Source organism: Priestia sp. 40, from assembly GCF_049368575.1.
Taxonomy (GTDB): Bacteria; Bacillota; Bacilli; order Bacillales; family Bacillaceae_H; genus Priestia; species Priestia zanthoxyli.
Map to the genome: position 1 here is coordinate 1,243,482 of NZ_JBMPZA010000005.1, position 25,530 is coordinate 1,269,011.

Annotated in this window: 34 protein-coding genes; 5 read left to right on the plus strand and 29 right to left on the minus strand. The window is 37.5% G+C overall.

Translation table 11 applies throughout. The features are described from left to right. Positions 1-15: 15 nt before the first annotated feature. A complete protein-coding gene (locus ACO1DI_RS07535; protein ID WP_014458173.1) occupies positions 16-660 on the minus strand; it encodes a helix-hairpin-helix domain-containing protein in 645 nt (214 codons plus the stop codon). 87 nt (positions 661-747) lie between these two features. Between ACO1DI_RS07535 and comER the strand changes: the two genes are divergently transcribed. Next, positions 748-1,578 (plus strand): late competence protein ComER, encoded by an 831-nt coding sequence (gene comER / locus ACO1DI_RS07540; RefSeq protein ID WP_042991880.1) that lies wholly within the window; start codon positions 748-750, stop codon positions 1,576-1,578. A 40-nt stretch (positions 1,579-1,618) separates the two neighbouring features. On the opposite strand, the gene ACO1DI_RS07545 is transcribed toward comER, so the two are convergent. Genes ACO1DI_RS07545 through ACO1DI_RS07580 form a run of 8 tightly spaced genes read right to left on the minus strand, consistent with a single transcriptional unit; the run spans position 1,619 to position 6,711 of the window. Further along, positions 1,619-2,377, minus strand: coding sequence for a class I SAM-dependent DNA methyltransferase (locus ACO1DI_RS07545; protein WP_014458171.1), 759 nt, complete (start codon positions 2,375-2,377; stop codon positions 1,619-1,621). After that, positions 2,374-2,727, minus strand: a complete 354-nt coding sequence (rsfS, locus tag ACO1DI_RS07550; RefSeq protein WP_013085071.1) for a ribosome silencing factor — start codon at positions 2,725-2,727, stop codon at positions 2,374-2,376. Before rsfS ends, ACO1DI_RS07545 begins: the two co-directional genes overlap by 4 nt. Beyond that, entirely contained in the window at positions 2,720-3,292 is a 573-nt protein-coding gene (yqeK, locus tag ACO1DI_RS07555) for a bis(5'-nucleosyl)-tetraphosphatase (symmetrical) YqeK (RefSeq protein WP_423145189.1), read from the minus strand. Before yqeK ends, rsfS begins: the two co-directional genes overlap by 8 nt. After that, positions 3,279-3,851 carry a nicotinate-nucleotide adenylyltransferase gene (locus tag ACO1DI_RS07560; RefSeq protein ID WP_013059259.1) on the minus strand — a complete coding sequence of 191 codons (573 nt, stop codon included), beginning with the start codon at positions 3,849-3,851 and terminating at the stop codon, positions 3,279-3,281. Before ACO1DI_RS07560 ends, yqeK begins: the two co-directional genes overlap by 14 nt. A 60-nt stretch (positions 3,852-3,911) precedes the next feature. Continuing rightward, positions 3,912-4,211 carry a ribosome assembly RNA-binding protein YhbY gene (gene yhbY / locus ACO1DI_RS07565; protein ID WP_013059260.1) on the minus strand — a complete coding sequence of 100 codons (300 nt, stop codon included), beginning with the start codon at positions 4,209-4,211 and terminating at the stop codon, positions 3,912-3,914. A gap of 18 nt (positions 4,212-4,229) precedes the next feature. Beyond that, positions 4,230-5,069 (minus strand): shikimate dehydrogenase, encoded by an 840-nt coding sequence (gene aroE / locus ACO1DI_RS07570; RefSeq protein ID WP_016765605.1) that lies wholly within the window; start codon positions 5,067-5,069, stop codon positions 4,230-4,232. 19 nt (positions 5,070-5,088) lie between these two features. After that, positions 5,089-6,195, minus strand: coding sequence for a ribosome biogenesis GTPase YqeH (gene yqeH / locus ACO1DI_RS07575; protein WP_014458169.1), 1,107 nt, complete (start codon positions 6,193-6,195; stop codon positions 5,089-5,091). A gap of 3 nt (positions 6,196-6,198) precedes the next feature. Next, a complete protein-coding gene (locus ACO1DI_RS07580; RefSeq protein ID WP_013059263.1) occupies positions 6,199-6,711 on the minus strand; it encodes a YqeG family HAD IIIA-type phosphatase in 513 nt (170 codons plus the stop codon). A 549-nt stretch (positions 6,712-7,260) separates the two neighbouring features. Here ACO1DI_RS07580 and ACO1DI_RS07585 point away from each other — a divergent pair. Beyond that, the gene (locus ACO1DI_RS07585) at positions 7,261-7,401 is read left to right on the plus strand and encodes a sporulation histidine kinase inhibitor Sda (protein ID WP_013059264.1); all 141 of its coding nucleotides are present in this window, start codon (positions 7,261-7,263) and stop codon (positions 7,399-7,401) included. A 73-nt stretch (positions 7,402-7,474) separates the two neighbouring features. On the opposite strand, the gene ACO1DI_RS07590 is transcribed toward ACO1DI_RS07585, so the two are convergent. Continuing rightward, positions 7,475-8,257 (minus strand): phosphatidylserine decarboxylase, encoded by a 783-nt coding sequence (locus tag ACO1DI_RS07590; protein ID WP_014458167.1) that lies wholly within the window; start codon positions 8,255-8,257, stop codon positions 7,475-7,477. Between the two features lie 114 nt (positions 8,258-8,371). Between ACO1DI_RS07590 and pssA the strand changes: the two genes are divergently transcribed. Next, the gene (gene pssA, locus ACO1DI_RS07595; protein WP_013059266.1) at positions 8,372-8,911 is read left to right on the plus strand and encodes a CDP-diacylglycerol--serine O-phosphatidyltransferase; all 540 of its coding nucleotides are present in this window, start codon (positions 8,372-8,374) and stop codon (positions 8,909-8,911) included. Between the two features lie 176 nt (positions 8,912-9,087). Here pssA and ACO1DI_RS07600 read toward each other — a convergent pair whose 3' ends face one another. After that, positions 9,088-9,237 (minus strand): hypothetical protein, encoded by a 150-nt coding sequence (locus ACO1DI_RS07600; protein ID WP_014458166.1) that lies wholly within the window; start codon positions 9,235-9,237, stop codon positions 9,088-9,090. A 216-nt stretch (positions 9,238-9,453) separates the two neighbouring features. Here ACO1DI_RS07600 and sigK point away from each other — a divergent pair, with 216 nt between their 5' ends. Beyond that, the gene (gene sigK, locus ACO1DI_RS07605) at positions 9,454-10,182 is read left to right on the plus strand and encodes an RNA polymerase sporulation sigma factor SigK (RefSeq protein ID WP_013059268.1); all 729 of its coding nucleotides are present in this window, start codon (positions 9,454-9,456) and stop codon (positions 10,180-10,182) included. A 170-nt stretch (positions 10,183-10,352) separates the two neighbouring features. On the opposite strand, the gene ACO1DI_RS07610 is transcribed toward sigK, so the two are convergent. The 6 genes from ACO1DI_RS07610 to ACO1DI_RS07635 all read right to left on the minus strand — a co-directional run bounded on the left by ACO1DI_RS07610 (position 10,353) and on the right by ACO1DI_RS07635 (position 14,750). Further along, positions 10,353-10,493, minus strand: coding sequence for a YrzI family small protein (locus ACO1DI_RS07610; protein ID WP_014458165.1), 141 nt, complete (start codon positions 10,491-10,493; stop codon positions 10,353-10,355). A gap of 388 nt (positions 10,494-10,881) precedes the next feature. After that, positions 10,882-11,112, minus strand: a complete 231-nt coding sequence (locus tag ACO1DI_RS07615) for a YrhC family protein (RefSeq protein WP_028411668.1) — start codon at positions 11,110-11,112, stop codon at positions 10,882-10,884. An 81-nt stretch (positions 11,113-11,193) separates the two neighbouring features. Next, entirely contained in the window at positions 11,194-12,327 is a 1,134-nt protein-coding gene (locus tag ACO1DI_RS07620) for a bifunctional cystathionine gamma-lyase/homocysteine desulfhydrase (RefSeq protein WP_042991879.1), read from the minus strand. 1 nt (position 12,328) lies between these two features. Further along, positions 12,329-13,252: a PLP-dependent cysteine synthase family protein gene (locus ACO1DI_RS07625; protein WP_042991878.1), complete on the minus strand. Its 924-nt coding sequence runs from the start codon at positions 13,250-13,252 to the stop codon at positions 12,329-12,331. Positions 13,253-13,395: 143 nt separating this feature from the next. Beyond that, complete coding sequence (gene mtnN / locus ACO1DI_RS07630; RefSeq protein WP_028411671.1) at positions 13,396-14,091, minus strand: 5'-methylthioadenosine/S-adenosylhomocysteine nucleosidase; 696 nt, start codon at positions 14,089-14,091, stop codon at positions 13,396-13,398. 17 nt (positions 14,092-14,108) lie between these two features. After that, positions 14,109-14,750 (minus strand): class I SAM-dependent methyltransferase, encoded by a 642-nt coding sequence (locus ACO1DI_RS07635; protein ID WP_014458163.1) that lies wholly within the window; start codon positions 14,748-14,750, stop codon positions 14,109-14,111. A gap of 138 nt (positions 14,751-14,888) precedes the next feature. Here ACO1DI_RS07635 and ACO1DI_RS07640 point away from each other — a divergent pair, with 138 nt between their 5' ends. Then, the gene (locus ACO1DI_RS07640; RefSeq protein WP_014458162.1) at positions 14,889-15,104 is read left to right on the plus strand and encodes a YrzA family protein; all 216 of its coding nucleotides are present in this window, start codon (positions 14,889-14,891) and stop codon (positions 15,102-15,104) included. A 12-nt stretch (positions 15,105-15,116) separates the two neighbouring features. Here ACO1DI_RS07640 and ACO1DI_RS07645 read toward each other — a convergent pair whose 3' ends face one another. From ACO1DI_RS07645 to ACO1DI_RS07700, 12 genes are all read right to left on the minus strand, one after another. After that, the gene (locus ACO1DI_RS07645; RefSeq protein WP_226701632.1) at positions 15,117-15,782 is read right to left on the minus strand and encodes a YrrS family protein; all 666 of its coding nucleotides are present in this window, start codon (positions 15,780-15,782) and stop codon (positions 15,117-15,119) included. 117 nt (positions 15,783-15,899) lie between these two features. Next, positions 15,900-17,666 (minus strand): peptidoglycan D,D-transpeptidase FtsI family protein, encoded by a 1,767-nt coding sequence (locus tag ACO1DI_RS07650; protein ID WP_014458160.1) that lies wholly within the window; start codon positions 17,664-17,666, stop codon positions 15,900-15,902. A gap of 122 nt (positions 17,667-17,788) precedes the next feature. Then, entirely contained in the window at positions 17,789-18,346 is a 558-nt protein-coding gene (locus tag ACO1DI_RS07655; RefSeq protein ID WP_372462484.1) for an isochorismatase family protein, read from the minus strand. Positions 18,347-18,465: 119 nt separating this feature from the next. Then, complete coding sequence (gene greA / locus ACO1DI_RS07660) at positions 18,466-18,942, minus strand: transcription elongation factor GreA (protein ID WP_013059279.1); 477 nt, start codon at positions 18,940-18,942, stop codon at positions 18,466-18,468. Between the two features lie 218 nt (positions 18,943-19,160). After that, positions 19,161-19,796, minus strand: coding sequence for a uridine kinase (gene udk, locus ACO1DI_RS07665; protein ID WP_013059280.1), 636 nt, complete (start codon positions 19,794-19,796; stop codon positions 19,161-19,163). 7 nt (positions 19,797-19,803) lie between these two features. Further along, a complete protein-coding gene (locus tag ACO1DI_RS07670; RefSeq protein ID WP_013059281.1) occupies positions 19,804-21,066 on the minus strand; it encodes a peptidase U32 family protein in 1,263 nt (420 codons plus the stop codon). 39 nt (positions 21,067-21,105) lie between these two features. Beyond that, complete coding sequence (locus ACO1DI_RS07675) at positions 21,106-22,035, minus strand: peptidase U32 family protein (RefSeq protein ID WP_014458158.1); 930 nt, start codon at positions 22,033-22,035, stop codon at positions 21,106-21,108. After that, positions 22,032-22,688, minus strand: coding sequence for an O-methyltransferase (locus tag ACO1DI_RS07680; RefSeq protein ID WP_042991876.1), 657 nt, complete (start codon positions 22,686-22,688; stop codon positions 22,032-22,034). The genes ACO1DI_RS07675 and ACO1DI_RS07680 overlap by 4 nt, the downstream gene beginning before the upstream one ends. 181 nt (positions 22,689-22,869) lie before the next feature. After that, on the minus strand, positions 22,870-23,973 hold the full coding sequence (mltG, locus tag ACO1DI_RS07685; RefSeq protein WP_014458156.1) for an endolytic transglycosylase MltG: 1,104 nt from the start codon (positions 23,971-23,973) through the stop codon (positions 22,870-22,872). Positions 23,974-24,385: 412 nt separating this feature from the next. Further along, entirely contained in the window at positions 24,386-24,670 is a 285-nt protein-coding gene (locus ACO1DI_RS07690) for a DUF1292 domain-containing protein (protein ID WP_013059285.1), read from the minus strand. A 154-nt stretch (positions 24,671-24,824) separates the two neighbouring features. Further along, positions 24,825-25,241, minus strand: a complete 417-nt coding sequence (gene ruvX, locus ACO1DI_RS07695) for a Holliday junction resolvase RuvX (protein WP_014458155.1) — start codon at positions 25,239-25,241, stop codon at positions 24,825-24,827. Then, positions 25,242-25,511: an IreB family regulatory phosphoprotein gene (locus ACO1DI_RS07700; protein WP_013059287.1), complete on the minus strand. Its 270-nt coding sequence runs from the start codon at positions 25,509-25,511 to the stop codon at positions 25,242-25,244. Positions 25,512-25,530: the final 19 nt, after the last annotated feature.

A 25,530-nucleotide genomic window follows, 5' to 3' on the forward strand; every position in this document is an offset into this window, starting at 1 on the left:
ATCGTCAATAAGTCTCTACTGTACTGTAATTTCCGCTTTAATTTTTTCTAGCGACTTCTCGCCAATACCTGATACTTGCCCCAAATCCTCTACTTTTTGAAACAAGCCATTTTCTTCTCGATAGGAAACGATGGCACTGGCTTTTGAAGGGCCAATCCCATTTAACGTTTGCAGTTCATCAGTAGTTGCTGTATTGATATTAACAAGGGGCTGATTATTTGAAGTTCCTGAGGAAGAGATTGAGGAAATAGGAGATGAAGGGGGGATTTCTTCTCCAGCAGCTGGAATATAAACAGCCATTTCATCTTGTAGTTTGCTAGCTAAATTGAGCTGTCTTAAATCCGCTTCCTTCGTAGCACCTCCCGCTTGTGCTAAAGCATCTTTTACCCTTGCATCTTTCGGAAGTTGGTATACCCCAGGCTTCTGAACAGCTCCTTTAATATCGACCATCACAAATGGGGAGTCTTGACTTGAAATTACTTGGTCAGACGACTCTCCTTCTTTTTTTGCAGCAGAAGGTTCTGCCTTTATCATATCTGAGGTTTGAAGAGAACTTTCCGGTTTCTCTACGCCTGTACGATAGATATAAAACGCCAATCCAACTGCTAAACAAATGCACCCAATTAGCCATTGTTTTTTTGAAAAAGTCAAATTGTACACTCCTTTGAATTTTGAAGTAACGTCATAAATTCCATTATGTCTTCATAGTGTTTAGAAGAAAAGGCTTTTGAAGGAGGGAATGAATCAGTGAACATAGGGTTTATCGGAACAGGAAACATGGGGAAAATATTAATTGATGCGTTTATTGAATCAAAAGCCGTACGTCCTTCTAAAATTACTATTATGAATCGCACAAAAAAAAGAGCCAAAGAGATTCAACAGCAGCATAAAAAAATTCATGTTGCTGATACAGCTGAAGAAGTTGTTCACGCATCCAAAGTCATTTTTATTTGTGTTAAGCCATTGGATATTCACCCCCTTTTAATAAAATTAGAACCACTGCTGACGAAAGAACACTGCATTGTATCCATTACCAGTCCAATTAGCGTAGAACAAATCGAACGCCTCATTCCGAGTCAAGCAGCTAGAATTATCCCTAGCATTACGAATCGGGCATTAGCCGGTGTTTCTCTTTTCACGTTTGGAGAAAGATGTACGCCTTTTTACCAAAATTATTTACATGAATTATTTTCATCTATGTCAAAGCCTGTGGCTATTGATCAAGCGATTACGCGCGTATCATCCGATATCGTAAGCTGCGGTCCTGCATTTTTCAGCTTTTTGCTTCAACGCTTTATTGATGCAGCAGTTCAAGAAACAAATATTTCTGAAGAAGAAGCTACCGTCATGGCCAGTGATATGATTATTGGAATGGGAAAACTGTTGGAAAAAGAAATATTTACGCTTCCTACCTTGCAGGATAAAGTATGCGTAAAAGGCGGTGTAACCGGAGAAGGTATTAAAGTTTTAGAAGCTGAACTCGGAGAGATGTTTGTGCACGTATTTCAAAAAACACATGAAAAATTTGACGAAGACATTGAGCTTGTTCACAATCAGTTTGATAGTCTTATTCCATAATTTCTGTAAAAATCCTGCTTTGAAACAAAAAAAGAAGCCTCTACTCGGCTTCTTTTTTTTGCGCAGAGAAAAAGATGCGCTCACTGTTTGAAGTAGGCTTACTCATTTTGAAATCTGCACTCACTTCTATATTTATAAAACCAGCTTCGCTCAGCCATGATTGATAATGGTCAATCGACCAAGTGCGCTGAGCATGCACCTCATCAAAGCGATGATATGCATCGATTTCTTCATCATAAGCAAAAAACGTAATATCATGCTCTACGCGCATGTCTGTATCGTTATAGGTGCAGTTCCAAATATACGACACCTCTTCATCTACGTAAGAAAAAGATTGATTTCCAAATACGTCCTTCATCTTATGCACTGAATGAACATCAAATATGAAGAGCCCACCTGGTTTTAAGTGCTTATATACACGTTGAATGGTTTCTTGAACTTCTTTATCACTTTGCAAATAGTTCAAAGAATCACAAAAGATTACTACACAGTCGAACTCTTTCAATAACTCAAGTTCCGCCATGTTTTGCTGAAAAAGAGATAGCGTTACCCCTGCTTCTGCCGCTTTTTCCTGGGCTACCATAAGCATATCATCAGACAAATCAACGCCTACTACGGAGAAACCTTCTTGTGCAAATCGAACGGAGAGTTCTCCCGTGCCACAGGCAAGGTCTAATATACTGTCAGGCTTTGTTTTCGCTTTTGCCACCTGCTGATTAAAAAATTCAGCCCAATCGTCATACGGAACGTCTGCCATTAGCTGATCATATACGTAGGCAAATTCTCCGTACCTGCTCATAGCTGTAGCTCTTCTGAACTTACAAATGGTGCATCTCCCCATAAGCGTTCTAAGTTATAATATCCGCGCTCATCTTTATGGAAAATGTGAACCACAACATCTCCAAGATCAACAAGAACCCACTTAGCCTGCTCAAATCCTTCTAAACGCTTCACAGAAATGCCTTGTTCGTGTGCTTTTTCTTTAATTTCACGAGCGATTGCCTGCACTTGTTTATCTGAGTTACCGTGACAAATAACAAAATAATCTGCCACAAGTGAAATTCCTTCCATATTTAACGCTACGATATCGATTGCTTTTTTATCGTCTGCTGCTTCTACAACAAGAGATAGCAATTCACGTTCAGTCATGTGTTTGACCTCCTAAGATTAAATCATCATATGTCATCATCGTATCAGGATAAACGGCCTGATGTTTAGTCATTAAAAAAGAAATGGTGTTTTTCAGTGATTGAATAAGTGCTGCATTTAAGTCGGTTTTAGCTAACTCCCGCACTTCATCAACCCCTGGAAATTTCCTTCCGGGTTCAATGTAATCAGCAACGTACACAATTTTTTCAAGTAACGTCATGCCTGGTCTTCCGGATGTATGATAAGCAATTGCATCCAATACTTCTTTATCCGTAATCCCTACTTCATTTCTCACTAAAAACGCGCCTACTGGAGCATGCCATAATTCGGTATTGTATTCCAATAAAGAAGGGTTCATGTTTTGATCAATAATAATTTGCTTCATCTCTTCCTTTGGACGAAACTTGGCGTAGTCATGAAAAATAGCAGCCAGTTCTGCTTTTTTTTCGTCTACTTCAAAACGCTTAGCTAATTCAATTGCTGTTTCCATTACCCCGACAGTATGAATATAACGACGTTCTGTTAACTGTTTCTTTACGATTTCTAATGCCTCAGTTCGATTCATATAATTGATTCTCCTCGATATATTGTTTAACACCAGCAGGTATAAAATAACGAATGGTTTCTTTCTTTACTACTCGTTCGCGAATAAAGGAAGAGGAGACATCAAACTGCGGAACTTCTACTTCTTTTATCGGGTAAGGGGAGGTAATGGTATACCCCGGGCGTTTTACACCTACAAATGTAACCAAATTGACTAATTCATCAATTTCATACCACTTCGGCAAATATTCTACCATATCAGCACCAACGATGAAATGAAACTGATACGTTGGATATTTCTCTGTTAGTATTCTCATCGTATCATATGTATATGAAGGCTCTTTGCGCTCAAATTCAATCGGCTGCAGGGTAAATTGATCATGTTCTTCAATAGCTAGCTTTAGCATTTGTAAACGATGATATGGCTCAATAGGCTCTTTGATTGTTTTATGAGGTGGAATATACGACGGCATGAACCATATCTCATCTAATTTCAAGGCATGCAAAACCTCATTTGCCATCATTAAATGCCCCAAATGAGGCGGATTGAATGTTCCACCTAAAATTCCAATACTCTTCAACAATCCCCGACTCCTTTAATTTACTTCATCTTTAAATAGAGCGGGTTTCCCCGCTCTATTTCATTTCACTTTTGGAAGCATTAACTGCTTATTTTCGCGTGATTCTTTATATAATACAATTGTATTTCCAATCACTTGTACAAGCTCTGCTTTTGTTCCTTTTGTTAATCGAGCAGCAACCGTGTCACGATCTTCGTCACAGTTTTGCAGAATGCTTACTTTTAATAATTCTCTTGCTTCTAATGCATCAGCAATTTGACCAATCATATTTTCATTGACTCCACCTTTTCCTACTTGGAAAATTGGATTTAAATGATGTGCTTTTGAACGTAAAAAACGTTTTTGTTTACCTGTTAACATAAAAACCTCCGTTGTATCTTATCTCTTAGTTAGTGTTGAAAGAACAATGTGTTCCATTGCCTCTTCGTCAGGACGGACGTTCGTCCACTTTTCAAATGCAAGTGCACCTTGCAGTACAAACATACCGACACCGTTATGAGTGCCTGCCCCTTTTGCTTCAGCCTCTTTTAAAAGCTTTGTTTTTAAAGGGTTGTAAATAATATCGCTGACTACGGCTTCTTTTTGCAATAAAGTAAGTGCTAAAGGCAGCTCATCAACATTAGGATACATCCCCACTGAAGTGGTATTAATAATAATATCAAATGTATCTAATTGTTTTTCTGCATCAGAAATAGACATCGCCGCCGTTTTCGTCGAAAAAGGCAGCTCGTTAGCTAATACAGCTGCTTTTTCGACGGTACGATTGCATATCGCAATTACCTCAGGAGCATGCTGAGCTGCAATTGTATAAAAAATAGCTTTTGCAGCTCCTCCAGCTCCAATAATTAAAATTCTTTTTTGGGATAAGCTGCCTTCTACTGCTTTGAGTAAAGACGTCACATACCCCTCTCCGTCGGTATTGTATCCAATATAACGGCCATCTTGATTAACAACTGTATTTACAGCGCCAATTGCCTTTGCTAATGGATCGACTTCATCCAAATGCTTCATAATATCAACTTTATAAGGAATCGTGACATTAAATCCTTGAATGTTTTTATCTTTTAGCTCTCCAATGGCTGACTCAAAATGAACAGGTTCAATTGGAAAAGCTTCATAATGAGCATCCATATTCAGACGTTTAAAGGCATCATTTTGCATCAATGGCGATAGTGAATGCCCAAGCGGATAACCAACTAGCCCATATAATGTACTCAAGATTTTTTCCCCTTTTTGTTTAAATTAAAGAATCGCGCACAAATACGCCGACTCCTTTTGGTGCATGCGCCACAACTTTTGAACCTGACTCATTAACCGTCACCCAGCCAAGCCCTGAAAAAACGATATCCGTTTTTTCATTTTTTATTGTAAATTCATGTGCAACAAGTTCAGGAAACTCACTCATTTGCTCTGGGCGCGGCGGCTGAAGCAGTTCACCTGCTTGCTTTTCATACAACTCATCTGCTTTTTCAAGCTTTGTACGATGGATATGCAAATCATTCGATACATAACATGTTAATGACTTGCGTCCTCCCTGTACATAATCTAAGCGCGCCAGTCCTCCAAAGTATAGCGTTTGCCCTTCATTTAGCTGATAAACCTTCGGCTTTATTTCTTTTTTAGGAGAAATTAACTTTAAGTCTCGTTTATCTACATAGTGAGCCATTTGATGGTGATTAATAATACCAGGCGTATCATATAAAGACGCGCCGTTATCAAGCGGGATATCAATCATATCCAGCGTTGTGCCCGGATATTGAGATGTAGTAATAATATCTTTTTCTCCCGTTACTTCTTTAATAATGGCATTAATAAATGTTGATTTACCAACGTTTGTACATCCCACAACATATACATCTTTACCTTCGCGGTAATGTTCAATGGCTTCGGCAATTTCACGAATTCCTTGTCCTTTTTGTGCGCTCATGAGGAACACATCCACTGATTTTAGCCCAAGCTCTTTCGCTTCTCGCTTCATCCAATGAATTAGTTTATTTTTCTTTATAGACTTTGGCAGTAAATCTGCTTTATTTCCCACTAAAAGAACCTTGTTATTTCCAACAAATCGATGCAAACCAGGTAACCAGCTGCCGTTAAAGTCAAAGATATCTACAACTTTTACAACCAAACCGTCCGTTTGACCAATTCCATTTAAGATTTTTAAAAAATCATCGTCTGTTAAGGAAACATCTTGTACTTCATTATAATGCTTCAAGCGAAAGCATCGCTGACAGATAATAGCTTCTTTTTCTAGCGCTGATTTTGGAGCATAGCCAAGTTCATTCGGTCGTTCTGTTTGAATCTCCACTCCGCATCCTACGCACTGTAATTTTTCTTCACTCACGTTTTAATCCTCCCAGTTAATCATACCTTTTCGTTTCATCCAACCTAGAATTCTTCGTTCCATTTTACGGTTAAATTTCGTTACAAATCCATCTGTTTGCGCAACTGGTACAACCAAAACCGTATATACGCCTAGGCGATTTCCTCCTAATACATCCGTTAAAAGCTGGTCGCCAATAACTACAACCTCATCTTTTTGCAGCTCCATATCACGAAGAGCTCTTCTAAATGCTTTACGCATCGGTTTGCGTGCTTTATATACAAATGGAAGTCCAACTGGATCTGAAAACAGCTTGACTCGTTTCTCCACATTATTCGATACAATCGTAATTTTAATTCCACTATCTTTCATTAACTGAAACCACTCAATTAATTCCGGAGTGGCATCAGGGCGATCCCATTCCACCAACGTGTTATCTAAGTCGGTAATAATTCCTTTTATTCCGCGCTCTTTCAAATCGTCTGGCTTAATTTGAAACACGTTTTTCACATGTTCATTTGGTAAAAAAAGTTTCAACACGTATCATGCACCTCGAATATATAGTTACATACTAAAATTAACGCCGTCTATCATTATAACGACTTCTTGTTATTTTCCAACCTAAAATTTTATTCTCTTCAAAAACAGGTCTTTTCTTAGTATAAAGGATATGACTTGTGAATGCTTTAACTTTATACAGAAAGTTATTGACAAAAGGCAGTAAACCTCCATTTGTTCGTGGGCTTACGATATATTCACTCTCTGCAAACTTAAAATAAAAAATAGTGCAGAAAACGTTTATTACTTATCAAATAGGGTAAGTGGTAAACAAATTCTGTTAAAAGTTTTCGACAAAAAATGATAAGCCTAATTATGTGGATAAGTTTATACACATTATCCTCTGTTATAGTTCAGTAATTAATGGTAATTATAAACAACATACCCACATTTTATCCACCGAAAGCTGTGGATAACAGAACGATTGTTCCTTTATTTGATTCATGTTAGATTATAAATAAGGAATTTATTAGCATTTAAATATAACTTTTTAGGATATTTATTTTAGTAGGAGGTGGCGGCAATCTTATGAGAAAATTATCAGATGAGCTGCTTATTGAATCATACAGCAAAGCAACCGAACTGCAATTAAGCCCTGATTTTATAAAATTAATTGAAGAGGAAATTGAAAGAAGATCATTAAAGATTAGCATACAAATTCCTTCTTAACGAATAAAAGAGCCTTCTTAATAAAAGAAAGCTGCATCTTTATTTATCTATCTACTCTTTTATTATATAGGCTCTATTTTTTCAAATGAGCAATTGGTTCTCCACATTTTACGTAAGAACCTGAGTGAACGTTAGAATCAAAAGTGATTGAGTTCTTCTCAAATAATAAAATGACAGTCGAGCCAAACGTGAAGTAAGCCATTTCTTCCCCTTTTTCGACTACTTCTTTTTTAGAAACCGCTTCAATGCTGTTTATAAACATGGCTCCTACTTTTACCATCAGCATGTGACCATTCTCAAATGTTAACTCCGTGAGCTTCCGGAAATTTTTCACAAGCGGTTCTTTCCCGTATTTGATTCCTAATGAATTTACTGGATAAGACTTTTGTCCAACGGTCCACGTATTCCCTACTTGGGCTTTAAGAGGACTGTGAATGCGATGATAGTCTTTCGGACTAAGATAGAGGATAATAAACTGTCCTTCTATATATTTTTCAAGAATGAGATCATTTGAAACCATTTCCTGTATAGAATAAGGTTTGTTTTTTACAATCATTTCTTTTTGAGGCGTAATGACTCCATATGCTTCTATCTTTGCATCTACAGGACTGACAACGCTATCTTTCTGCTGATCGACCGGACGGGCAGAAGGCTTCAAACGGCGAATAAATAGCTCGTGTAAGTTTTGATAGTGATGCAGAGGCTTGTCCATTTCTTCTTTATTTACTTTAAAAACTTTTGTATAGGAGGGTATAACAAACCGACTCCATTTAGAGAAAGTGAATTTTCGAATGAGCTTCGATGATCCTTGGTGATTCGTAAGCTCAATAAACGTTCGATACAGGTGCTGCAACAATAATTTTACCTCCACATACTGAATAGTTCTTTACTAGAATAAGGTTTGCGTCTACAATGAAATTACCATTATTTTTACCTTTAGTTCATTCCATCCTTTAAAGGAGTGAGGAAATTGTTTTTATTAGACTATCTAGATCATACAATTAAAAAGCTGAGATCCCAAGCGGCAAACTCCTTAACTATTGTTAATTTAAGTTTAGGAAGCTTTGCTATTTTATTTGTCATGAAAAATGAATTGAACTTAAGTTTATTACTAATTTTTTTAGCAGCGTTAGCAGACCGATTCGACGGCATGGTAGCCAGAAAGCTGCAAATTGAATCAGAACTTGGAAAACAACTGGACTCCATGTGCGATATTATATCATTTGGCATCGCTCCAGCTCTACTACTTTATCAAAGTATTTTGTCTCACTTTGGTGCTGCAGGGTCAATTGTTACCATCTGTTACATTGCTTGCGGAGCACTTCGTCTTGCCCGTTTTAACATCACAGAAAATACTGGGTATTTTACAGGGCTACCTATTACTGCAGCAGGTTGTTTATTAACTCTTAGCTACTTGGGCGTCCCTTATTTGCCTTCACACTTTTATATGTTTTTAATTATCGTACTCGCTTGCTTGATGATTAGTACTTTCAAGCTAAAAAAAGTATAGAGCTGCACTTACTTTTACAGAGGAATATTATCATCTTGCTTCTTTTCTTAATTATAGAATAAATCATCTTCTTTAAGAAACAAAGCGAAAATTCCTTAAGAATTCTTAAAAATGAATGGTTCTATTCGGTAGGATATGTCACCTAAAAAAAACTCATGCACATGCATGAGTTTTTTTTAACACCAGCAGCTAAAAAACCAATAGAAGCTTCCGAAAATTAATAACAGAACAAATAGAACAATCAACAATCCAAGTCCCCAGCCGAAGCCTCCTCCACATGGGTAAGCTGGATAATTAGGATAACAGCAGCCTCCGTAACCGTACATACTCTCCCTCCTTACACTATGAACTACTACTAGCGTATGTACATACTTTTTCTCTGTATAGGCTGGTAACTATCTCTAAGGAAAAATCTGTGGACTTTTTCAAACTCTCTTGTCCTCGGGGGGAATTTTAAACGTACAGGCAAAGACATCCTTCTTTTTACATATAGTGTAATGTTAGTCTCTCACAGGTTGATATCCCCTTATGGAGGTGAAGAGATGTCTGCATTATTTACCGCACTAGGCTATTTCTTTAAAGAATTGGTTTTCCTTGTTTCCTACGTAAAAAACAATGCGTTTCCTCAACCCTTGTCTGCTGCTGAAGAAAAGAGATATTTATCTTTAATGGAACAAGGAGATCAAGAAGCGCGAAACCTTCTTATTGAACACAATCTCCGACTCGTTGCGCATATTGTTAAAAAGTTTGAAAACACGGGAGAGGATGCGGAAGATTTAATTTCAATTGGGACAATCGGTTTAATTAAAGCAATTGAAAGTTATTCTCAAGGAAAAGGCACAAAATTAGCTACTTATGCCGCGCGCTGTATTGAAAATGAAATATTGATGCATTTGCGAGCGCTCAAAAAAACAAAAAAAGATGTGTCGCTGCATGATCCAATCGGCCAGGATAAAGAAGGAAATGAAATCAGTTTGATTGATGTATTAAAATCAGAATCGGACGATGTAATTGATATGATTCAACTAAATATGGAATTAGAAAAAATAAAAGAATACATCGATATCCTCGATGATCGAGAAAAGGAAGTAATTGTCGGCCGCTTCGGTTTGGATCTGCAGGATGAAAAAACCCAGCGAGAAATTGCAAAAGAATTAAATATTTCAAGAAGTTATGTTTCGCGAATTGAAAAGCGAGCGCTGATGAAAATGTTTCACGAATTTTACAGAGCCGAAAAAGAGAAAAAAAAGAGCGGAAAGAAGGAGAATTAATCCTTCTTTCCGCTCTTTTTTTAAAATAATTTCCAAATGATAATTCGCAGCAAACACATCATTACTCCCCCTACTAGTCATTTAGGTGGAATCTTTCTCCACAAGCAGCCATACAACGATATATCCTTTTTGATTAATCATCATTCATCCACTCCTTTCCACTGTTCAAATTAGAAATGACGATAAAATTCATACTTCCGGTCTTTTATTTCTTCTTCTAATTGTCTTACATACTGTTCATGCTTAATTTCTTCCTCTGAGTATTGACGGGACTTTATGGTAATAGTTAAAAAGAAAATATTCAGTGTCATTACAATCACCTCCTTATACAAAAAAACCACAGTTATGCATAAGCATCCTGTGGCTGAAAAACAATAAAAACCACAGGGCTACTATTCGCACCTGTGGTGAATTAACGTGTTTTAACGATCAAGGTAAGAAAGTTACTTGATACAGGAACACGGCCGAATAGTATACGTATATAGACGATTTTTGAACATAGTTGAAGCTGGATGATCCATACCTGATAAACGTCTTAACATATGACTCGACCTCCTTTTAATAAAGTATTTTCCTTACAATGGTAATTATATCCACGAACTTATAAAAAGTAAACTGTTTTTTTGAAAAATAGGGAATTTTTTTATTTTTTTAACCCTCATAAAAAAAAGACGATGAATCATCGCCTTTTTGTATCTATTATTCTTTTTCTTTCATTAATTCTTTTTTTAGTTTTTTAGTTTGATAACTAAAATAAAAAGCAAGGGCGGTAAAAAGAATAACGATCGCTTCCATTATTCCAAGCTGCATATCACTTTTTTCACCTTGGCCAATCATAACACCAATATACAAGAATGTACTTACGGCTAGAAGGACGTAAATAAAGCGGCTGTAATCTTCAATTTTTGCTTTGATGTGTTGAGCTTTCATACAATCACCTTCTCAGTAGAATGTTATAACTCTACTCTATCATAGATCTATAGGTCTATAAAAATCCTATTTTTACCACATTTATTCCAATGCTCTTTCTAAGTCTTCAATTAAATCTTCTACATCTTCAAGACCTACAGAAATACGAATTAATCCATCTGTAATTCCTAGCTCTTTACGTCGGTCGCTCGGTATAGAAGCATGAGTCATTTTAGAAGGAATGGAAATGAGGCTTTCGATGGCTCCTAAACTTTCTGCTAATGTAAAATACTTCACTTTGCTCAGTACTCGTTCCGCTTTCTCTTCGCTTCCCACATCAAACGAAACCATTCCCCCAAAACCTCTTGCTTGCTTTTTAGCAATGAGGTGGTTTGGGTGGGTTTTTAATCCTGGATAATATACTTTTGCCACAGCAGGATGGGCAAGTAAAAATTCTACTATTTTTCCAGTGTTGAATTCATGTTCTTCCATTCGTATTCCTAATGTTTTAATCCCTCTCATTAAAAGCCAAGAATCCTGAGGTCCTAAAATGCCTCCAGTCGCATTTTGAATAAAATGAAGGTCTTCAGCTAATTTAGGCGAATTCACCACTGCTAGCCCTGCTACAACGTCACTGTGTCCCCCTAAATACTTAGTTGCACTGTGCAGAACAATATCTGCGCCTTTTTCGATAGGATTTTGCCAATACGGCGTACTGAATGTGTTGTCAACGACGGTAAGTAAATGGTGTTGTTTAGCTACTGAAGAAGCATGCTGCAAGTCAGTAATTTTTAGAAGAGGATTCGTTGGAGTTTCAATAAAAATGGCTTTTGTGTTAGGGCGAATTTCTTTCTCGATATTTTGGATATCGCTTGTATCAATAAAAGTAGCTTCAATGCCAATACGGCTCAGCACTTTTGTGATCACTCGATACGTTCCTCCGTATACGTCATCTGTAATTAACACATGATCTCCGCTGTTAAACAGCATGAACACGGCTGTAGTAGCGGCCATACCAGAGCCAAACGCAAACCCAGCATACCCTCCTTCAATTTCTTTGATAAGTTCTTCTAGGGCGTGCCGTGTAGGGTTACCGGTTCTCGAATACTCATATCCCGTATGTTTTCCTGCTCCCTCTTGTTTATAAGTACTCACTTGATAAATAGGAACAGAGACAGCACCCGTCTGTTCATCGCCAACAATTCCACCATGAATCAACTGTGTTTTACGTTTCATCTTATCTTCCTCCACTGTAAATATTTTTACTTAAGTACCGTTCACTACTATCCGGAAAAATCGTGACGATATGAGCCCCTTTTTCTGCATTTTTTGCTTCGATCAGGGCTGCTTCGAAGGCTGCTCCTGAAGAGCTCCCTACTAGTAATCCCTCTTTTAAAGCCAACTCTTTCACTCTTTGAAAAGCATAAACATCTTCAACAGTATGAATAGCATTAAAATAAGACCGCTCCATATAATCAGGGATGAACTCCATTCCAATTCCTTCAGTTAAGTGAGGGCCGGATTTCCCTCCGTTTAAAATTGAACCTTCTGGCTCCACAATGACTGTTTTTAGAGAAGGATTTTTTTCTTTCAAAAATTTCGCTGTACCCATAAATGTTCCCCCTGTACCTGCCCCAGCTACAAACACGTCAACTTTTCCATCAAGCTGTTCATATATTTCTGGCCCTAAGGTTTTGTAATAAGTCATAGGGTTGGCCGGATTAGCAAACTGCTGAGGACAATAAGAATCAGGTATTTCACGCAGCAGCTCTTGAGCTTTGTTTATAGCACCTTTCATACCAGCTTCAGTAGGCGTTTGAACCACCGTTGCCCCCAAAGCTTTCATAAGCTGCTGTTTTTCAATACTGAATTTTTCTGGAACACATAGTATGACGTTTATGTCGTGCTGAAGAGCAGCTAAAGCGAGCCCGATCCCCGTATTCCCAGCAGTAGGCTCAACCACCGTTCCGCCTCGCTTCAGTCTTCCAGAGCCAAGAGCTTCTTGCAGCAGTTCTTTTCCTAAACGATCTTTTACACTTCCTCCTGGATTAACATATTCCAGTTTGGCAAATATCCTGATTTCCCTAGGTAAATCAAATTGTGTAATCTCAATCATAGGTGTGTTTCCAATCAATTCATGAACGTTTTTGGATACCTTCATAATCTTGAACACCTCGTTATCGAAATAATATAACTTAACCTATAAATAAAGTAGGAATTAAGATAAAAATATAGTCTACACCCCATGTTATGACAAACGATGAAGAGTGTAGACGAAAACAAACTCTATATTTTACGAACAGCTTATTTTAATTTTGTAATAAAATTCAATACTAATTTCGTTGAATTAACAGCTGCTTTTTCTAAAAATTGCTCAAAAGAAACATTTGATTCTTTGCCGGCGATGTCAGAAAGAGCACGAAGAATAACAAACGGTACGCCAAATTGATAACATACTTGAGCAACAGCCGCTGCTTCCATTTCAGCTGCATAAAGGTCTGGAAACTTAGAGCGAACAAACTCTACGCGCACAGGATCGTTCATGAACGAATCTCCTGTAGCAATTAATCCTTTTACAATTTTCATATCCGTTACTTCAAGAGCACTTTCCTCAGCAAGACGAACTAGTTTTTCATCTGCTTTAAAAGCTGCAGGCAAGTTTGGCACTTGACCGTATTCATAGTTGAATACCGTTACATCTACATCATGATGACGAACTTCTGTTGAAATAACCGCATCCCCTACGTTTAACTCTGGATGGAAGCCGCCTGCTGATCCTGTGTTAATAACGTAATCAGGTTTGAACTTCTCTAGTAAGATGGCTGTAGATAACGCAGCATTTACTTTTCCAATACCTGATTTTAATAATACAACCTCCACGCCGCTGATTGTTCCTGTCGAGTATTCACATCCTGCGATTACTGTTTCTTGACGATTCTCAATTTTATCGCGTAAAATCGTCACTTCTTCTTCCATTGCTCCAATGATTGCTACTTTCATTTTAAAACCTCTTTCTACTATTGTTTCGTTGCCTCAAATACCCATACAAAGTGATTAAATTGTGTAAAGGTTATATGAAAACCATTGCTTTCAAAGATTTGCTTTAAGACGGGAATCGTTGTATAGTATTCCCTCTCGAGATCTTCTGCTAGTTGCGTATACCCTTTTTGTTTTGCCTGAACAATGGTATCAGCAAATGAATCTGCTGTTTCAAACATTGTATCAGCAAACACTATTTTACCACCGGTTTGAAGTAACTTTCCATAGTTTATCACAGCTTCTTCTTTTTCTTTATCTGTTAAATGATGAAAAGCATACGTACTAACTAAACTCTCTGCTGGAAACAATGATGTATCAAATTGTAAAAAGTCTCCTGGTGTGACTAAAACATCTGCCCCTAATTTCTGGTGTGCCAATTGCCTCATTGGTACTGAAGGTTCAATTCCTACTACAGTCAGTTTTTTTTCTAACAGTTTTTTTGTTAAGTTTCCAGTCCCTGTTCCAAATTCTATCACATGCCCTATTGAACGGTCTGCTACATATTCTAAGATTTCATTATAATTGCGAAACACTTCTCTATACTGTTCATCTTTCCCGCTTACCGATGCATCATACTCATTCGCCCACTTTTCAAAGATATCTAAAAACTCTAGACCCATAAAAAACGCCTCCTCATAACTAATAATTCTTATGGATATAGTATGTTTTTAGCTATCGTTTGTTCTTCATTTACAAATATTTTAAGCTTTTAACTTTCTATTTGCTATACTATAGTAATGAGGTAAGGAGGTCGTAAGATGAACTTTGAATTTGAAATGATTGAAGATAAAATAGAATTTTTTGAAGCGCCTGATGTTAAAGTACTTGAGAAACAAATTGCTGAAAAAATTGATCAAAATAAAGCGATTTTACTTGAGGTGCATAGCGTATCTCATCAAATGTCTGTGGACTATGAACAAGGTAAAAAACTGTACTCTGCAGTTGTTCATTTCAAAATAAAAAAGCAGCGCTAGCGCGCTGCTATTTTATTGAAGCTTATCCACTACTGCGGGCTTCCAGCCTTCTCCATCTACCCATTCAATTTGAACGCGGTATTTTGTTGAGGAGTTGCCTTTAGGACTAACCGTAGCTACCGCTTTACCTACGCCACCGTTATTCCCTAAACGCCATACGGTCATATTGCTTGGGCTAATGCCTGACCCTTCGCCTACAGCTTTTAGCATTTCGTTCCAATCCGTTGATCCTTTTTTATATGTTGCTGCAGGAGCATCTTGTGACGTACCTACTGAATCCCATGAAGGATCTACCTTGCGTTCTGCCACGCCAGGCTCTGGATTTTTCTCTACTTCAGCCTGTGAATCTGAGTCGTTTGATTCTTCATCTGTTGCTTGATCATCTTCAGAGCTTTGGTCATCTTCAGAACTTTGCTCTTCCGTTGCTTGATCATCTGTTGCTTGATCATCTTTCGAAGAATTATCGTCTTTTTTAGCCGTCTTGTCCGTTTTTTGGTCATTTGTTTGCGGATTGTTTTGAGTTGTTTCCGCTTGGTTATCCGATTTATCCTTGTTTCCAAGAATCATCGTACCACCGACAAATACAATTAAAACTGCTACGACAGCAATTAACAGATTATATAATCGGTTTACTTTTTTTTCTTTGTTTTCGTGTCTTGAAGAACGATTGTTATTCATTGCTACAATTTCCTCCAACTTTTATAATGCTTTATTCTAACATGTGTTTTCTTATACATGAAGCATCAAAATTTATTTGAAGTATATTTGTAATATTTTTTACAAATTCTTCTTGTTTTAACGTGTATTTAAGTCATACATCCCTTTAACAATATCATAAAATACGCTGTTTGTGGGAGATATCGCACTTTTTGTATTTAAATCCACTACTACCATTGCATATTTTGGATCATCTGCAGGAAAGTAACCCGCAAACCATTTATTGACGATATCGTCTTTCACATTGATTTCAGCAGTTCCTGACTTTCCTGCCACTTCATAAGGAAGCGTTTGAAATCTTCTTCCTGTTCCTTTTTCGCTCTGTACGACACCTTTTAAAAGCTGCTGCATAGAAGCAGCTGTGGCTTTATTAAGGGTATCTCCTTTTAGCTCATGCTCTTTAAACGTATACAATGACGTGTTGTTTTTATACTCTAGCGCATCTACAGCTTTTACCTGTTTCTTTTCTCCTCCGCGTGCAATTGTCGCCATCATATTTGCTACTGCAAGCGGAGTCACTTTTACGTCAAGCTGTCCAATTGCCGTTTGCGCTACAGCATTTGGTACTTTTTTTTCTCTTGTATTTGTCCAAACTCTTCCCGATTTTTCTCCTAAAAACTGCTTAAAATGTTCAAAGTGGAACACATCACCTGTCCATCCTACAGGCTGAAGAAGCCCTAACTTATCAGCATATTGTTCAATGATATCCGGATTAGATATTATCATTTCTTTTGCTAGCTGTGCAAACGTTGCATTACAGCTTTGCGCGAAGCTTTCTTTAAACGTCAGCTGCCCTTTCTGATGATCTTCTTCTACATTATTGCCATAAATACTTTTATCGCAGTTATAGGTAAAAGAAGGCTGAATTTTATTCTGTTCAAGCGCTGCAGCTGCTGTTACGGTTTTAAATATAGATCCAGGAGTTTGTGGCGTCAGCAAACGATTTTCTACGCTGTCTGAACCGTTTTGCTTTTTAAATGGATCTTTCTTATTAATCGAAGGCCTACTGGCCATCGCAATTACTTTATTGTTTTTTATATCGATTAAGACGGCTCCTCCGTCTTTTAACTTATAATGATTTAATGTATTCTCCACTAGCTCCTGAGCAGCCAAATCAAGCGTCGTACGCACACTGACTGGATAATAAGGGTTAGCTGTGCCCGTATATTTTACATCGATGCCAAACATAGGCCCACCTAGGCGATCAACATGATAAAGGAGCTTAGACTCCTGTTCAGGCAGCAAAAACTCGTCAAAAGCCCTCTGCATTCCTGAGATACCTACAGGCGTAGTTGATTTAATGGCTCCATTTTTCAATTTGTCACTATACTTCTCTTCAATTATTTGTTTGCTTTGTGCCTCTAGTCCGATTAAATGTTCAGCAAGAGGAACTAGACGCTCGTCTTTTAGAGGAATTCCAAATACGCCAGGCACCTTTAATGCATTTATTTTTTCGACTTGTGCATGGGATAATTCTTTTGTAATAATAACCGGTGTTTTAGCATTCGCTAGTCTGTTCGTTAGTTCCTTTGGTTGCATTCCCACGATTTCGCTTACTTGCTGAACAGGCCACTTCATTTTTTCTAAAAATGGAAACAGGACTAAGCGATTATGCGTGATAGATGTTAAAGACTGTCCATTTTTATCTTCAAATTTCCCTCGTCCGTCGTCTACCACCATTTCCTGCGTACGCTGTTTTACGCTTCCTTCAATTAAGTTGATCTTTTTGTCAGTAAAAGATTCTGTGCTGACAAGCTGGAGTTGAACAAGCCGTGCTCCCAGTCCGCTAATTAATAATAAAATAAAAATAAGAGTAATATAAATTCGCTTGTGAATTATTTTCATGACTACACCTCACTCTTTACAAGTGTCGACGTTGCCATTACTTTTAAAACCATTATCTTAAGAAATATTCATTCTTTTTTTCATTTCACAAAAAAACTTGCTGAATCAGCAAGTTTTTATTATTAATTTTCCGTTAAAAATTGTTGAGTTGTTCTTAGCTTTCCTATTTTCGGAAAGATGTAAGAAAGAGTTGCTTCATGCTCTTCCTTTGTAAATGTCGCCATGGCATCCGTGATAAAAATTTGGTTATACCCATACTGAAATGCTTCACGAGCTGTGCTTTCCACACCAATATTTGTTGCAATTCCGCAAAGGACAATTGTATCAATTCCTCTTCGGCGAAGCTGAAGATCTAAATCTGTCCCAAAAAAGGCTCCCCACTGACGTTTTGTTACAATGTAATCACTCTCTTGAACATTAAGTCTTGGATCGAATTCCGACCAGTCTACAGGTCTTTCTTGAGGAGCAGATGGCTTTTGATCCGTTTCTGGCGTCAATGCATCTTTTCCGTCTTGAAAATCTACTCGTACAAAGCTAATAAATCCATTTTGTTCGCGGAAACGATTCACAAGCTGAACAGATTTCTCCACAATTTCGTCTCCTCCAATTGGAACAATCCCTTTTTGTAAATCAATTAAAACAAGCGCTGTTTTAGTAAAATCGATATCTTTCATCTTCATCTTTCCTTTCTTACATATCTTTTCTATTCTCTCTGCTTTTTAAAATCATATAAAAAAAGCTGACGCGTGTCAGCTTTTTTACTTACGAGCATTCAGTAGAACGCTTCCAACCATATGTTTTACTTAACAGATACAATTTTCACTGACATATCTCCACCAGGAGTTTGAACAGTTACTTGATCTCCAATTTGTTTGCCCATTAGACTTTTAGCAATTGGCGAATCATTTGAAATTTTCCCTTCAAACGGATCTGCTTCTGCACTACCTACAATTGTATACGTTTCTTCATCACCATCTGGCAATTCTACAAATGTTACAGATTTACCTAATGATACAATAGAAGAATTTTCTACATCTTCTTCAATAATTTTTGCATTGCGAATCATATTTTCAAGCGTTGTAATACGGCCTTCTACGAAAGCTTGCTCGTCTTTTGCAGAATCGTACTCAGAGTTCTCCGATAAATCTCCAAAACTGCGGGCGATTTTGATACGCTCTACAACTTCTTTACGTTTTACTGTTTTTAAATATTCTAGCTCTTGCTCTAGCTTTAGTTTTCCTTCTTCTGTCATTGGAAATACTTTTTCTTGTGCCATAATCCCTTCACTCCTTCTTGAACTCAAAATCTCTAGTGTATACAGTCGATTTCTGTATGTACAAAAAATTTTCCACTCTGTGGAAAAATCAGTTAATAGAGAAATGACAGCTTCAAAATAGAAGCTGCTCGTTTCTCTATTCTTTATAATGTTTGTGTTTAGTTAGCAGAATATGTCTGCATTGTCTTCAAAAAAATTCCTGCATCTATGCTATGTTATTATAAAATGGCATTTTGTTCAAGAATTGTTTGAATTTTAGTAACCATCAAGTCGATCGCTACGTGGTTTTGACCGCCTTCAGGAATGATAATATCTGCATAACGTTTTGTTGGTTCAACAAACTGATTATGCATCGGGCGAACGACAGATACGTATTGATCAACAACTGACTCAAGCGTACGCTCTCGTTCTTTAATATCACGAAGCATACGACGAATGATACGAAGATCCGCATCTGTATCTACGTATAGCTTGATATCCATTAAATTACGCAAGCGCTGATCTTCTAGTACAAGAATACCTTCTAAGATAATAACATCTTTTGGTTCTTCTCTAATTACCTTCTCAGAGCGCGTATGAATTGCGTAATCATATACCGGTTTGTCAATGCTCTCATAATTTAATAAGTTTTGCAAGTGTTCAATCAGCAAATCATTATCAAATGCTAAAGGATGATCGTAGTTTGTTTGCAAACGCTGTTCAAACGGTACATCGCTTTGATCTTTATAATAATAGTCTTGCTCAAGAAGCATAATAGAATGCCCTTTAAAATACTCATAAATAGCTTTGGTTACAGTTGTTTTACCAGAACCGGATCCACCAGCGATACCGATTACAACGGGCTTTTTCCCCATTTTATATTTAAATCCCCTTTCGCATCATGTTATATGAAAATAGAGGTTGGTCCACTTTAAATTTCACAATTTGCAGCGGATGACGCGCAGCATCTAGTTCATTGCCATCTTCGTCCCAAATTTTATCTATTTTTTGCGTAAAGTTTTTAATTTCCGGACCGAAAAATTCCACTTCTTCTCCCGGTTTAAAATAGTTACGCTGTTGCAATGTCACGATGCTTGTTTCTTCATCATAATTCAATACTAAACCAGCAAAATCAAATTTTGTTTTCTTGCCGTGTACGCCAAACATTTGCTCATCCACTCCAGGAACCCCTTCAAAAAAGGCAGGAGCCGTGTCGCGGTTTGCACATTTGTCTAGCTCATCAAGCCATTCTTTTTGAATCACAAAATTCTCAGGATCTGCACAATATGCGTCAATCACCTTGCGATATACGCTCACCACTGTTGCGATATAGTGAATCGACTTCATACGTCCTTCAATTTTTAAGCTATCAATACCCAGCTCAATCATTTGAGGAATAGATTGAATTAAATTTAAGTCTTTTGGACTCATTGCAAACGGATCGTCTTGCTCATCAAATAAAGCCGTTTCCGTTTTACCGTCTTCTACTTTAAATAAATCATAGTCCCAACGGCATGATTGACAGCAGCCTCCGCGGTTTGAATCACGCGCTGTCATATGGTTACTTAGCACGCAGCGGCCTGAATAAGCAATACACATCGCTCCGTGAATAAAAGCTTCAATTTCAATATCCACTTTTTCTTTCATTTCGCGCATTTCTTCAGCACCCGTTTCACGAGCAAGTACAACACGTTCTAATCCTTCTTCTTTCCAGAATTGAACGGCTTTCCAGTTTGAAAGTGATTGCTGCGTACTTAAATGTACTTCAAGCTTAGGTGCAACGCGTCGACAGGTTTCGATAATTAACGGATCAGCTACGATGATTCCAGAAACACCAGCGCGCTCTAATCCCATTAAATAATCTTCAAGTCCGTCCATATTTTCATTATGAGCAAAAATGTTTGTTGTAACATAAATACGTGCGCCGTATTTGTTTGCAAACTGAACACCTTCTGCCATTTCTTCAAATGTAAAGTTATCTGCATTTGAACGAAGGCCAAACTCTTTTCCTCCGATAAACACAGCATCTGCTCCATAGTGTACGGCAACTTTTAATTTTTCAAGGTTACCGGCTGGAGCTAACAACTCAGGCTTCTTAGTAATAACTCGTTTACCTTCTACTACAGTATCTATTTGAACAGCCATCGTTTGTACCTCCTTTGTTTATCTTTCTTTGCATGCTTTTTAATATACCGTTTCTTTAAAGAAAAACCCTGTGTCTAACGGGCGGTTAATTGGCTGCAAGCTTTCAATTTCTTCTAACAAATCGTCTTTAACGTTTTCGTATTCTTCACGGTCATCTACACATAAATCAATCGCTTGACGATATTTTTTTGTTACTTCTAAAATATATTGCGGTGACTTTAATACGCCGTCAATTTTGAATACGTCTACTTCAGCGTCAATCATTTCGGAAAGCTCATCGATAATGCACATATCATTTGGACTCATAATGTGCGTTCCATTTTCATCTTCGAAAATTGGATACTTATTGTTTCGCTCATTATCAAGTAAAAACATATCTTTTTCTACTTTACGATTTTCAATTTCCATGACTTTTCCTTGATACTCAAAGTAGTTGCCAAGAAGTGAACGTTTTGATTGGAACATACACGTCATGCCATGCACCTGAACTTCAATTTCTACTTCGGCTTTTTCTTTGATATCAATGATGCTATCCATGCTTAGCTCACGAGCAAGAACTGCACGCTTAGCTCCTTTGCGGCCCCAGTAGTTACATGAATACCAGTTTGTTCCCGTTGTCTCGGTACTCCAGTGCATCTTCATTTCTGGAGCTGTTTCACGCACTGCCATTAATACAGCAGGATCTCCAAATACAATCGCATCCACGCTTGCCTCTTTTAAGAATAAAATATATTCATTTAATTCGGCGATTTTATCATTGTGAAATAATCCATTCATCGCTACGTAGACTTTTGCATTATGCTGATGAGCAATATTTACAGCTTCTACGATATCTTCACGTTTGAATTCACCTGCTAAACGCAAACCGTAGCGCTGTTCACCAACCATAATAGCCGTTGCTCCAGCTTGTAGTAATGATTCGATTTCCGAAACTGCAGTTGGTGTCACTAATAGTTCTGGTTTTTTCATTCTTGGTCACCTCTTTTAATACTAATCGCGATTCCGTCTCCAATAGGGAGAATAGTTGTATAATAATCGGGATGATTCATCAGCCACGTATTGTATGCCTGAATTTTTTTAATTAAGCTGCGGCGTCGACGTGTTTCTACTTCCGCCAAATCGGTCGCTACGTGACCTTTAAATAGTACGTTATCCGAAATAATCATTCCTTTAGAAGATAGCATCGGCTCATAATGTTCGAAAAAACGCTGATACTGACCTTTAGCTGCATCGATAAAGACTGCATCATAAGGACCATGACGTTCAATTTCATCTCTAAGCTCAAGTGCATCTCCAAACAACGACACAATTTTATCTTGTTTTCCCGCCCGTTCAATAAACTCTTGCGCTTTTTGGTAACGCTCTTCATTTCGTTCTACCGTAACCACTCGTGACTCTGGAAGGGCATGGGTCATTCGAATAGACGAATATGCAATCGCTGTTCCAATTTCTAATATATGTTTTGGCTGATGAAGACGAAGAATTTGCAATAGCGTTTCAACACCAATCAATTCCATAATCGGAACGTGATGTTCTTTTGCATAAGCTTCCATTTCTTCAATAAGCTCCTGGCGCTTAGGAATAAGCTTTTCCACATACTGCTCTACGTTTTGTAAAAGCAAAACACTTCCTCCGTTCTCAGAAGTACATTTTACATTATGTTTTCATAACGTTTCATTACTGCAAAATAGTAAGACAACTAGTCTATTATAAGTTTTTTTCGTTTTTACGTAAACCCGATATATTTTAACATAAAAGATGGGGAATGCGAAGTATCGCGATTCCCCAATTTTAAATTTCCAATTATTTTTCGGTATTTTGCTTTTCTTTACCTGTAATATGCTTGGCTTTTTCTTTGTTATGTTCTTCTAACGTTTTGGTAAAAATAACTTTTCCTTCAGGTGTAGCCAAGAAGTATAAATAATCTGTATTGGCTGGATGTAACGCAGCTTTGATTGACATCAATCCAGAGCTGGCAATTGGTCCTGGAGGCAACCCTTTTACTTTATACGTATTGTAAGGAGAGTCCACTTCTAAATGCTTATAAAACACGCGGTCTTTATGCTCTCCTAAGGCATATAAGACGGTTGGATCCGTTTGAAGAGGCATGTCTTTTTCAAGGCGATTATAAAAGACGCTGGCAATTTTTTCTCGGTCGACTTTCGCAGTCGCTTCCTCTTCAATGAGAGAAGACATTGTTAACAATTTATGTGCACTAAATTTTTTCTTCTTCATTTGCCCACTGTACTGACCTAATACATTATTTGTTTTCCCTACCATTTTATCCAATATTTCATCTAACGACACATTTTTATCATAAAAATCATACGTAACGGGATATAGATAACCTTCTAGCGGATGTTTAATATCTTTTTGCATCACTTCATCCGTTACTAAATCTGGATATTTTTCTTTCATTTTATTGACGAATGCCTTATCGTCTAGCTTTTTCATGACTTCGTCTTTTGTAAACTTTGTATTTTTAGCAATGATATCAGCAATTTCGACAAGCTGGCGTCCTTCTGGAATGGTGACACGAATATCAGGTTGTTTTGAAACCTCGCCTTTTTCCATTTTTTCAACCATTTCCCCTAAGCTCATGGAAGGAGAAAATAAATACGTTCCAGCTTGAAATCCAGACACATGGGTTAATTTTACGTAATAGCGAAATGCACTTTTACTTTTAATTAAATCTTCTTTTTTCAATACCGTACCAATCGATTGGACGGAAGAACCTTGTGGAATGGTCACATTTACTTTTTTATTGCTGTTTCGATCCACGGGCGTTAAGCGGGATTGAGCATAGAAAAATGCACCGCCAACTAGTAAAAGAAGTACGATAATTGTAATAAAAATAAGTCGTTTTTTTCTTGAACGATTAGGTGGTAAAAATGTTTGTTGCGACAAGCAGCTTCCTGGTTAAATCTACTTCTGTAAAAGAAGATACAACCAGTTTCACCTCTTTTCTTCTTGGTTTTTTATAAGTATGAACAGAGAGGAGACATGAGATTGCGATTCATTCGTATCGCCTATAGGTGTGAGATGGTATCGCTTCCTTAAACTCTCGCCTCTTCTAAAATTTTTCCATGATTTATGTTATTGTCTGCCCAAAGTCTAGTTTCATCCGTTCAAACAATGAATTCTTTTATTAAAATGCACTCTCACACGCAGGAATTATTATACTACAATTTATCTTATTTTTCGTCATTATCATACAATCTGCCCTAAGAATGCAAGGAAAAACCTTTTTATATCTAAAAATAACAGCCGCTATGTAAAAAAAAGCTGATAACAATTGTCATCAGCTTTTTCACTATAATTATTCGCCTTCTTCGTCAAGGAATGTATTAACCATTTCCTCAACCATGTCCCACTCTTCTTCTGTTTCAATCGGTTGAAGCTCACCGTCTTGACCATCTTCACTTGGTGTGAAAGCAGATGCATGAATTTCAATTTCCTCTTCATCATCTTGGTCTGCTCCGATTGGATAGTAAATTACATATGATTTGTTATATTGATCAGAATCAAATGTGAATAAAATTTCGCATAGCTGCTCATTTCCATTCTCATCGACGATTGTAATTTTATTTTCTTCTACGCTCATGTTTGCACCTCATTTTATATTGTAAGCTCTTAGCTTAACTTTTTCTTCAGCGAAAAGCAAGCCGTTCAGTTATTTCACTTCCCTTTTACGTACAAAAGAATATGCAAAAGGGAAATTCATAACTTGTCAGCTAAGGCAAAGCCTGCTGCTTTTCTTACTGTTTGCTGTCTAAGTATCCTTGAAGAATCATAACAGCTGCCATTTTATCGATTACTTTTTTGCGTTTCTTGCGGCTTACATCGGCAGACAGCAGTACTCGCTCCGCTGCCATCGTCGACAAGCGCTCGTCCCACATCATCGTTTCAATGTTAAGTTTTTCTTTGACGTTGTCAGCAAACTCAATGCACGCTTCGCCTCGAGGGCCAATCGTACCATTCATATTTTTAGGAAGACCCACTACGATTTTCTCTACGGAATATTCGTCAATTAACTCCTGTAAACGAGGATATGATTGCTCCATCTGCTCATCTGCAATTTTAATTGTTTCAATTCCTTGCGCTGTCCATCCCATTTCATCACTAACTGCCACACCAATTGTCTTGGTTCCTACATCTAATCCTAATACGCGCATTTATGAATCCTTTCGATGCTGTTGTAAATAAGATTTAACAAGTTCTTCAATGAGCTCGTCTCGCTCTAACTGGCGAATTGTGTTTCTCGCATCGTTATGACGAGGAATGTAAGCAGGGTCTCCTGATAACAAATACCCAACGATTTGGTTAATCGGGTTGTAGCCTTTTTCTTGCAGTGCGTCATAAACCGTAAACAATACTTCATGTACGTTTGTTTCAGCTGGCTCATCTTGAAAATTAAATTGCATGGTTTTATCAAATGAACTCACGGTCCCACCTCACTCTCTT

What these genes read in the sequence shown, in the direction of transcription:
- ACO1DI_RS07545 (WP_014458171.1), bottom strand. Translation starts at nt 2,377, where the DNA reads ATGAGCAGGTACGGAGAATTTGCCTACGTATATGATCAGCTAATGGCA.
- ACO1DI_RS07600 (WP_014458166.1), bottom strand. Translation starts at nt 9,237, where the DNA reads ATGTACGGTTACGGAGGCTGCTGTTATCCTAATTATCCAGCTTACCCA.
- ACO1DI_RS07585 (WP_013059264.1), top strand. Translation starts at nt 7,261, where the DNA reads ATGAGAAAATTATCAGATGAGCTGCTTATTGAATCATACAGCAAAGCA.
- ACO1DI_RS07650 (WP_014458160.1), bottom strand. Translation starts at nt 17,666, where the DNA reads ATGAAAATAATTCACAAGCGAATTTATATTACTCTTATTTTTATTTTA.
- mtnN (WP_028411671.1), bottom strand. Translation starts at nt 14,091, where the DNA reads ATGAAAGTAGCAATCATTGGAGCAATGGAAGAAGAAGTGACGATTTTA.
- ACO1DI_RS07610 (WP_014458165.1), bottom strand. Translation starts at nt 10,493, where the DNA reads ATGACACTGAATATTTTCTTTTTAACTATTACCATAAAGTCCCGTCAA.
- ACO1DI_RS07620 (WP_042991879.1), bottom strand. Translation starts at nt 12,327, where the DNA reads ATGAAACGTAAAACACAGTTGATTCATGGTGGAATTGTTGGCGATGAA.
- yqeK (WP_423145189.1), bottom strand. Translation starts at nt 3,292, where the DNA reads ATGAATCGAACTGAGGCATTAGAAATCGTAAAGAAACAGTTAACAGAA.
- ACO1DI_RS07670 (WP_013059281.1), bottom strand. Translation starts at nt 21,066, where the DNA reads ATGGCTGTTCAAATAGATACTGTAGTAGAAGGTAAACGAGTTATTACT.
- ACO1DI_RS07635 (WP_014458163.1), bottom strand. Translation starts at nt 14,750, where the DNA reads ATGGGTCTAGAGTTTTTAGATATCTTTGAAAAGTGGGCGAATGAGTAT.
- ACO1DI_RS07645 (WP_226701632.1), bottom strand. Translation starts at nt 15,782, where the DNA reads ATGAATAACAATCGTTCTTCAAGACACGAAAACAAAGAAAAAAAAGTA.
- yhbY (WP_013059260.1), bottom strand. Translation starts at nt 4,211, where the DNA reads ATGTTAACAGGTAAACAAAAACGTTTTTTACGTTCAAAAGCACATCAT.
- ACO1DI_RS07690 (WP_013059285.1), bottom strand. Translation starts at nt 24,670, where the DNA reads ATGAGCGTAGAAGAAAATAAAATTACAATCGTCGATGAGAATGGAAAT.
- ACO1DI_RS07640 (WP_014458162.1), top strand. Translation starts at nt 14,889, where the DNA reads ATGAACTTTGAATTTGAAATGATTGAAGATAAAATAGAATTTTTTGAA.
- ACO1DI_RS07625 (WP_042991878.1), bottom strand. Translation starts at nt 13,252, where the DNA reads ATGAAGGTATCCAAAAACGTTCATGAATTGATTGGAAACACACCTATG.
- ACO1DI_RS07615 (WP_028411668.1), bottom strand. Translation starts at nt 11,112, where the DNA reads ATGAAAGCTCAACACATCAAAGCAAAAATTGAAGATTACAGCCGCTTT.
- sigK (WP_013059268.1), top strand. Translation starts at nt 9,454, where the DNA reads ATGTCTGCATTATTTACCGCACTAGGCTATTTCTTTAAAGAATTGGTT.
- rsfS (WP_013085071.1), bottom strand. Translation starts at nt 2,727, where the DNA reads ATGACTGAACGTGAATTGCTATCTCTTGTTGTAGAAGCAGCAGACGAT.
- ACO1DI_RS07655 (WP_372462484.1), bottom strand. Translation starts at nt 18,346, where the DNA reads ATGAAGATGAAAGATATCGATTTTACTAAAACAGCGCTTGTTTTAATT.
- udk (WP_013059280.1), bottom strand. Translation starts at nt 19,796, where the DNA reads ATGGGGAAAAAGCCCGTTGTAATCGGTATCGCTGGTGGATCCGGTTCT.
- greA (WP_013059279.1), bottom strand. Translation starts at nt 18,942, where the DNA reads ATGGCACAAGAAAAAGTATTTCCAATGACAGAAGAAGGAAAACTAAAG.
- ACO1DI_RS07675 (WP_014458158.1), bottom strand. Translation starts at nt 22,035, where the DNA reads ATGAAAAAACCAGAACTATTAGTGACACCAACTGCAGTTTCGGAAATC.
- ruvX (WP_014458155.1), bottom strand. Translation starts at nt 25,241, where the DNA reads ATGCGCGTATTAGGATTAGATGTAGGAACCAAGACAATTGGTGTGGCA.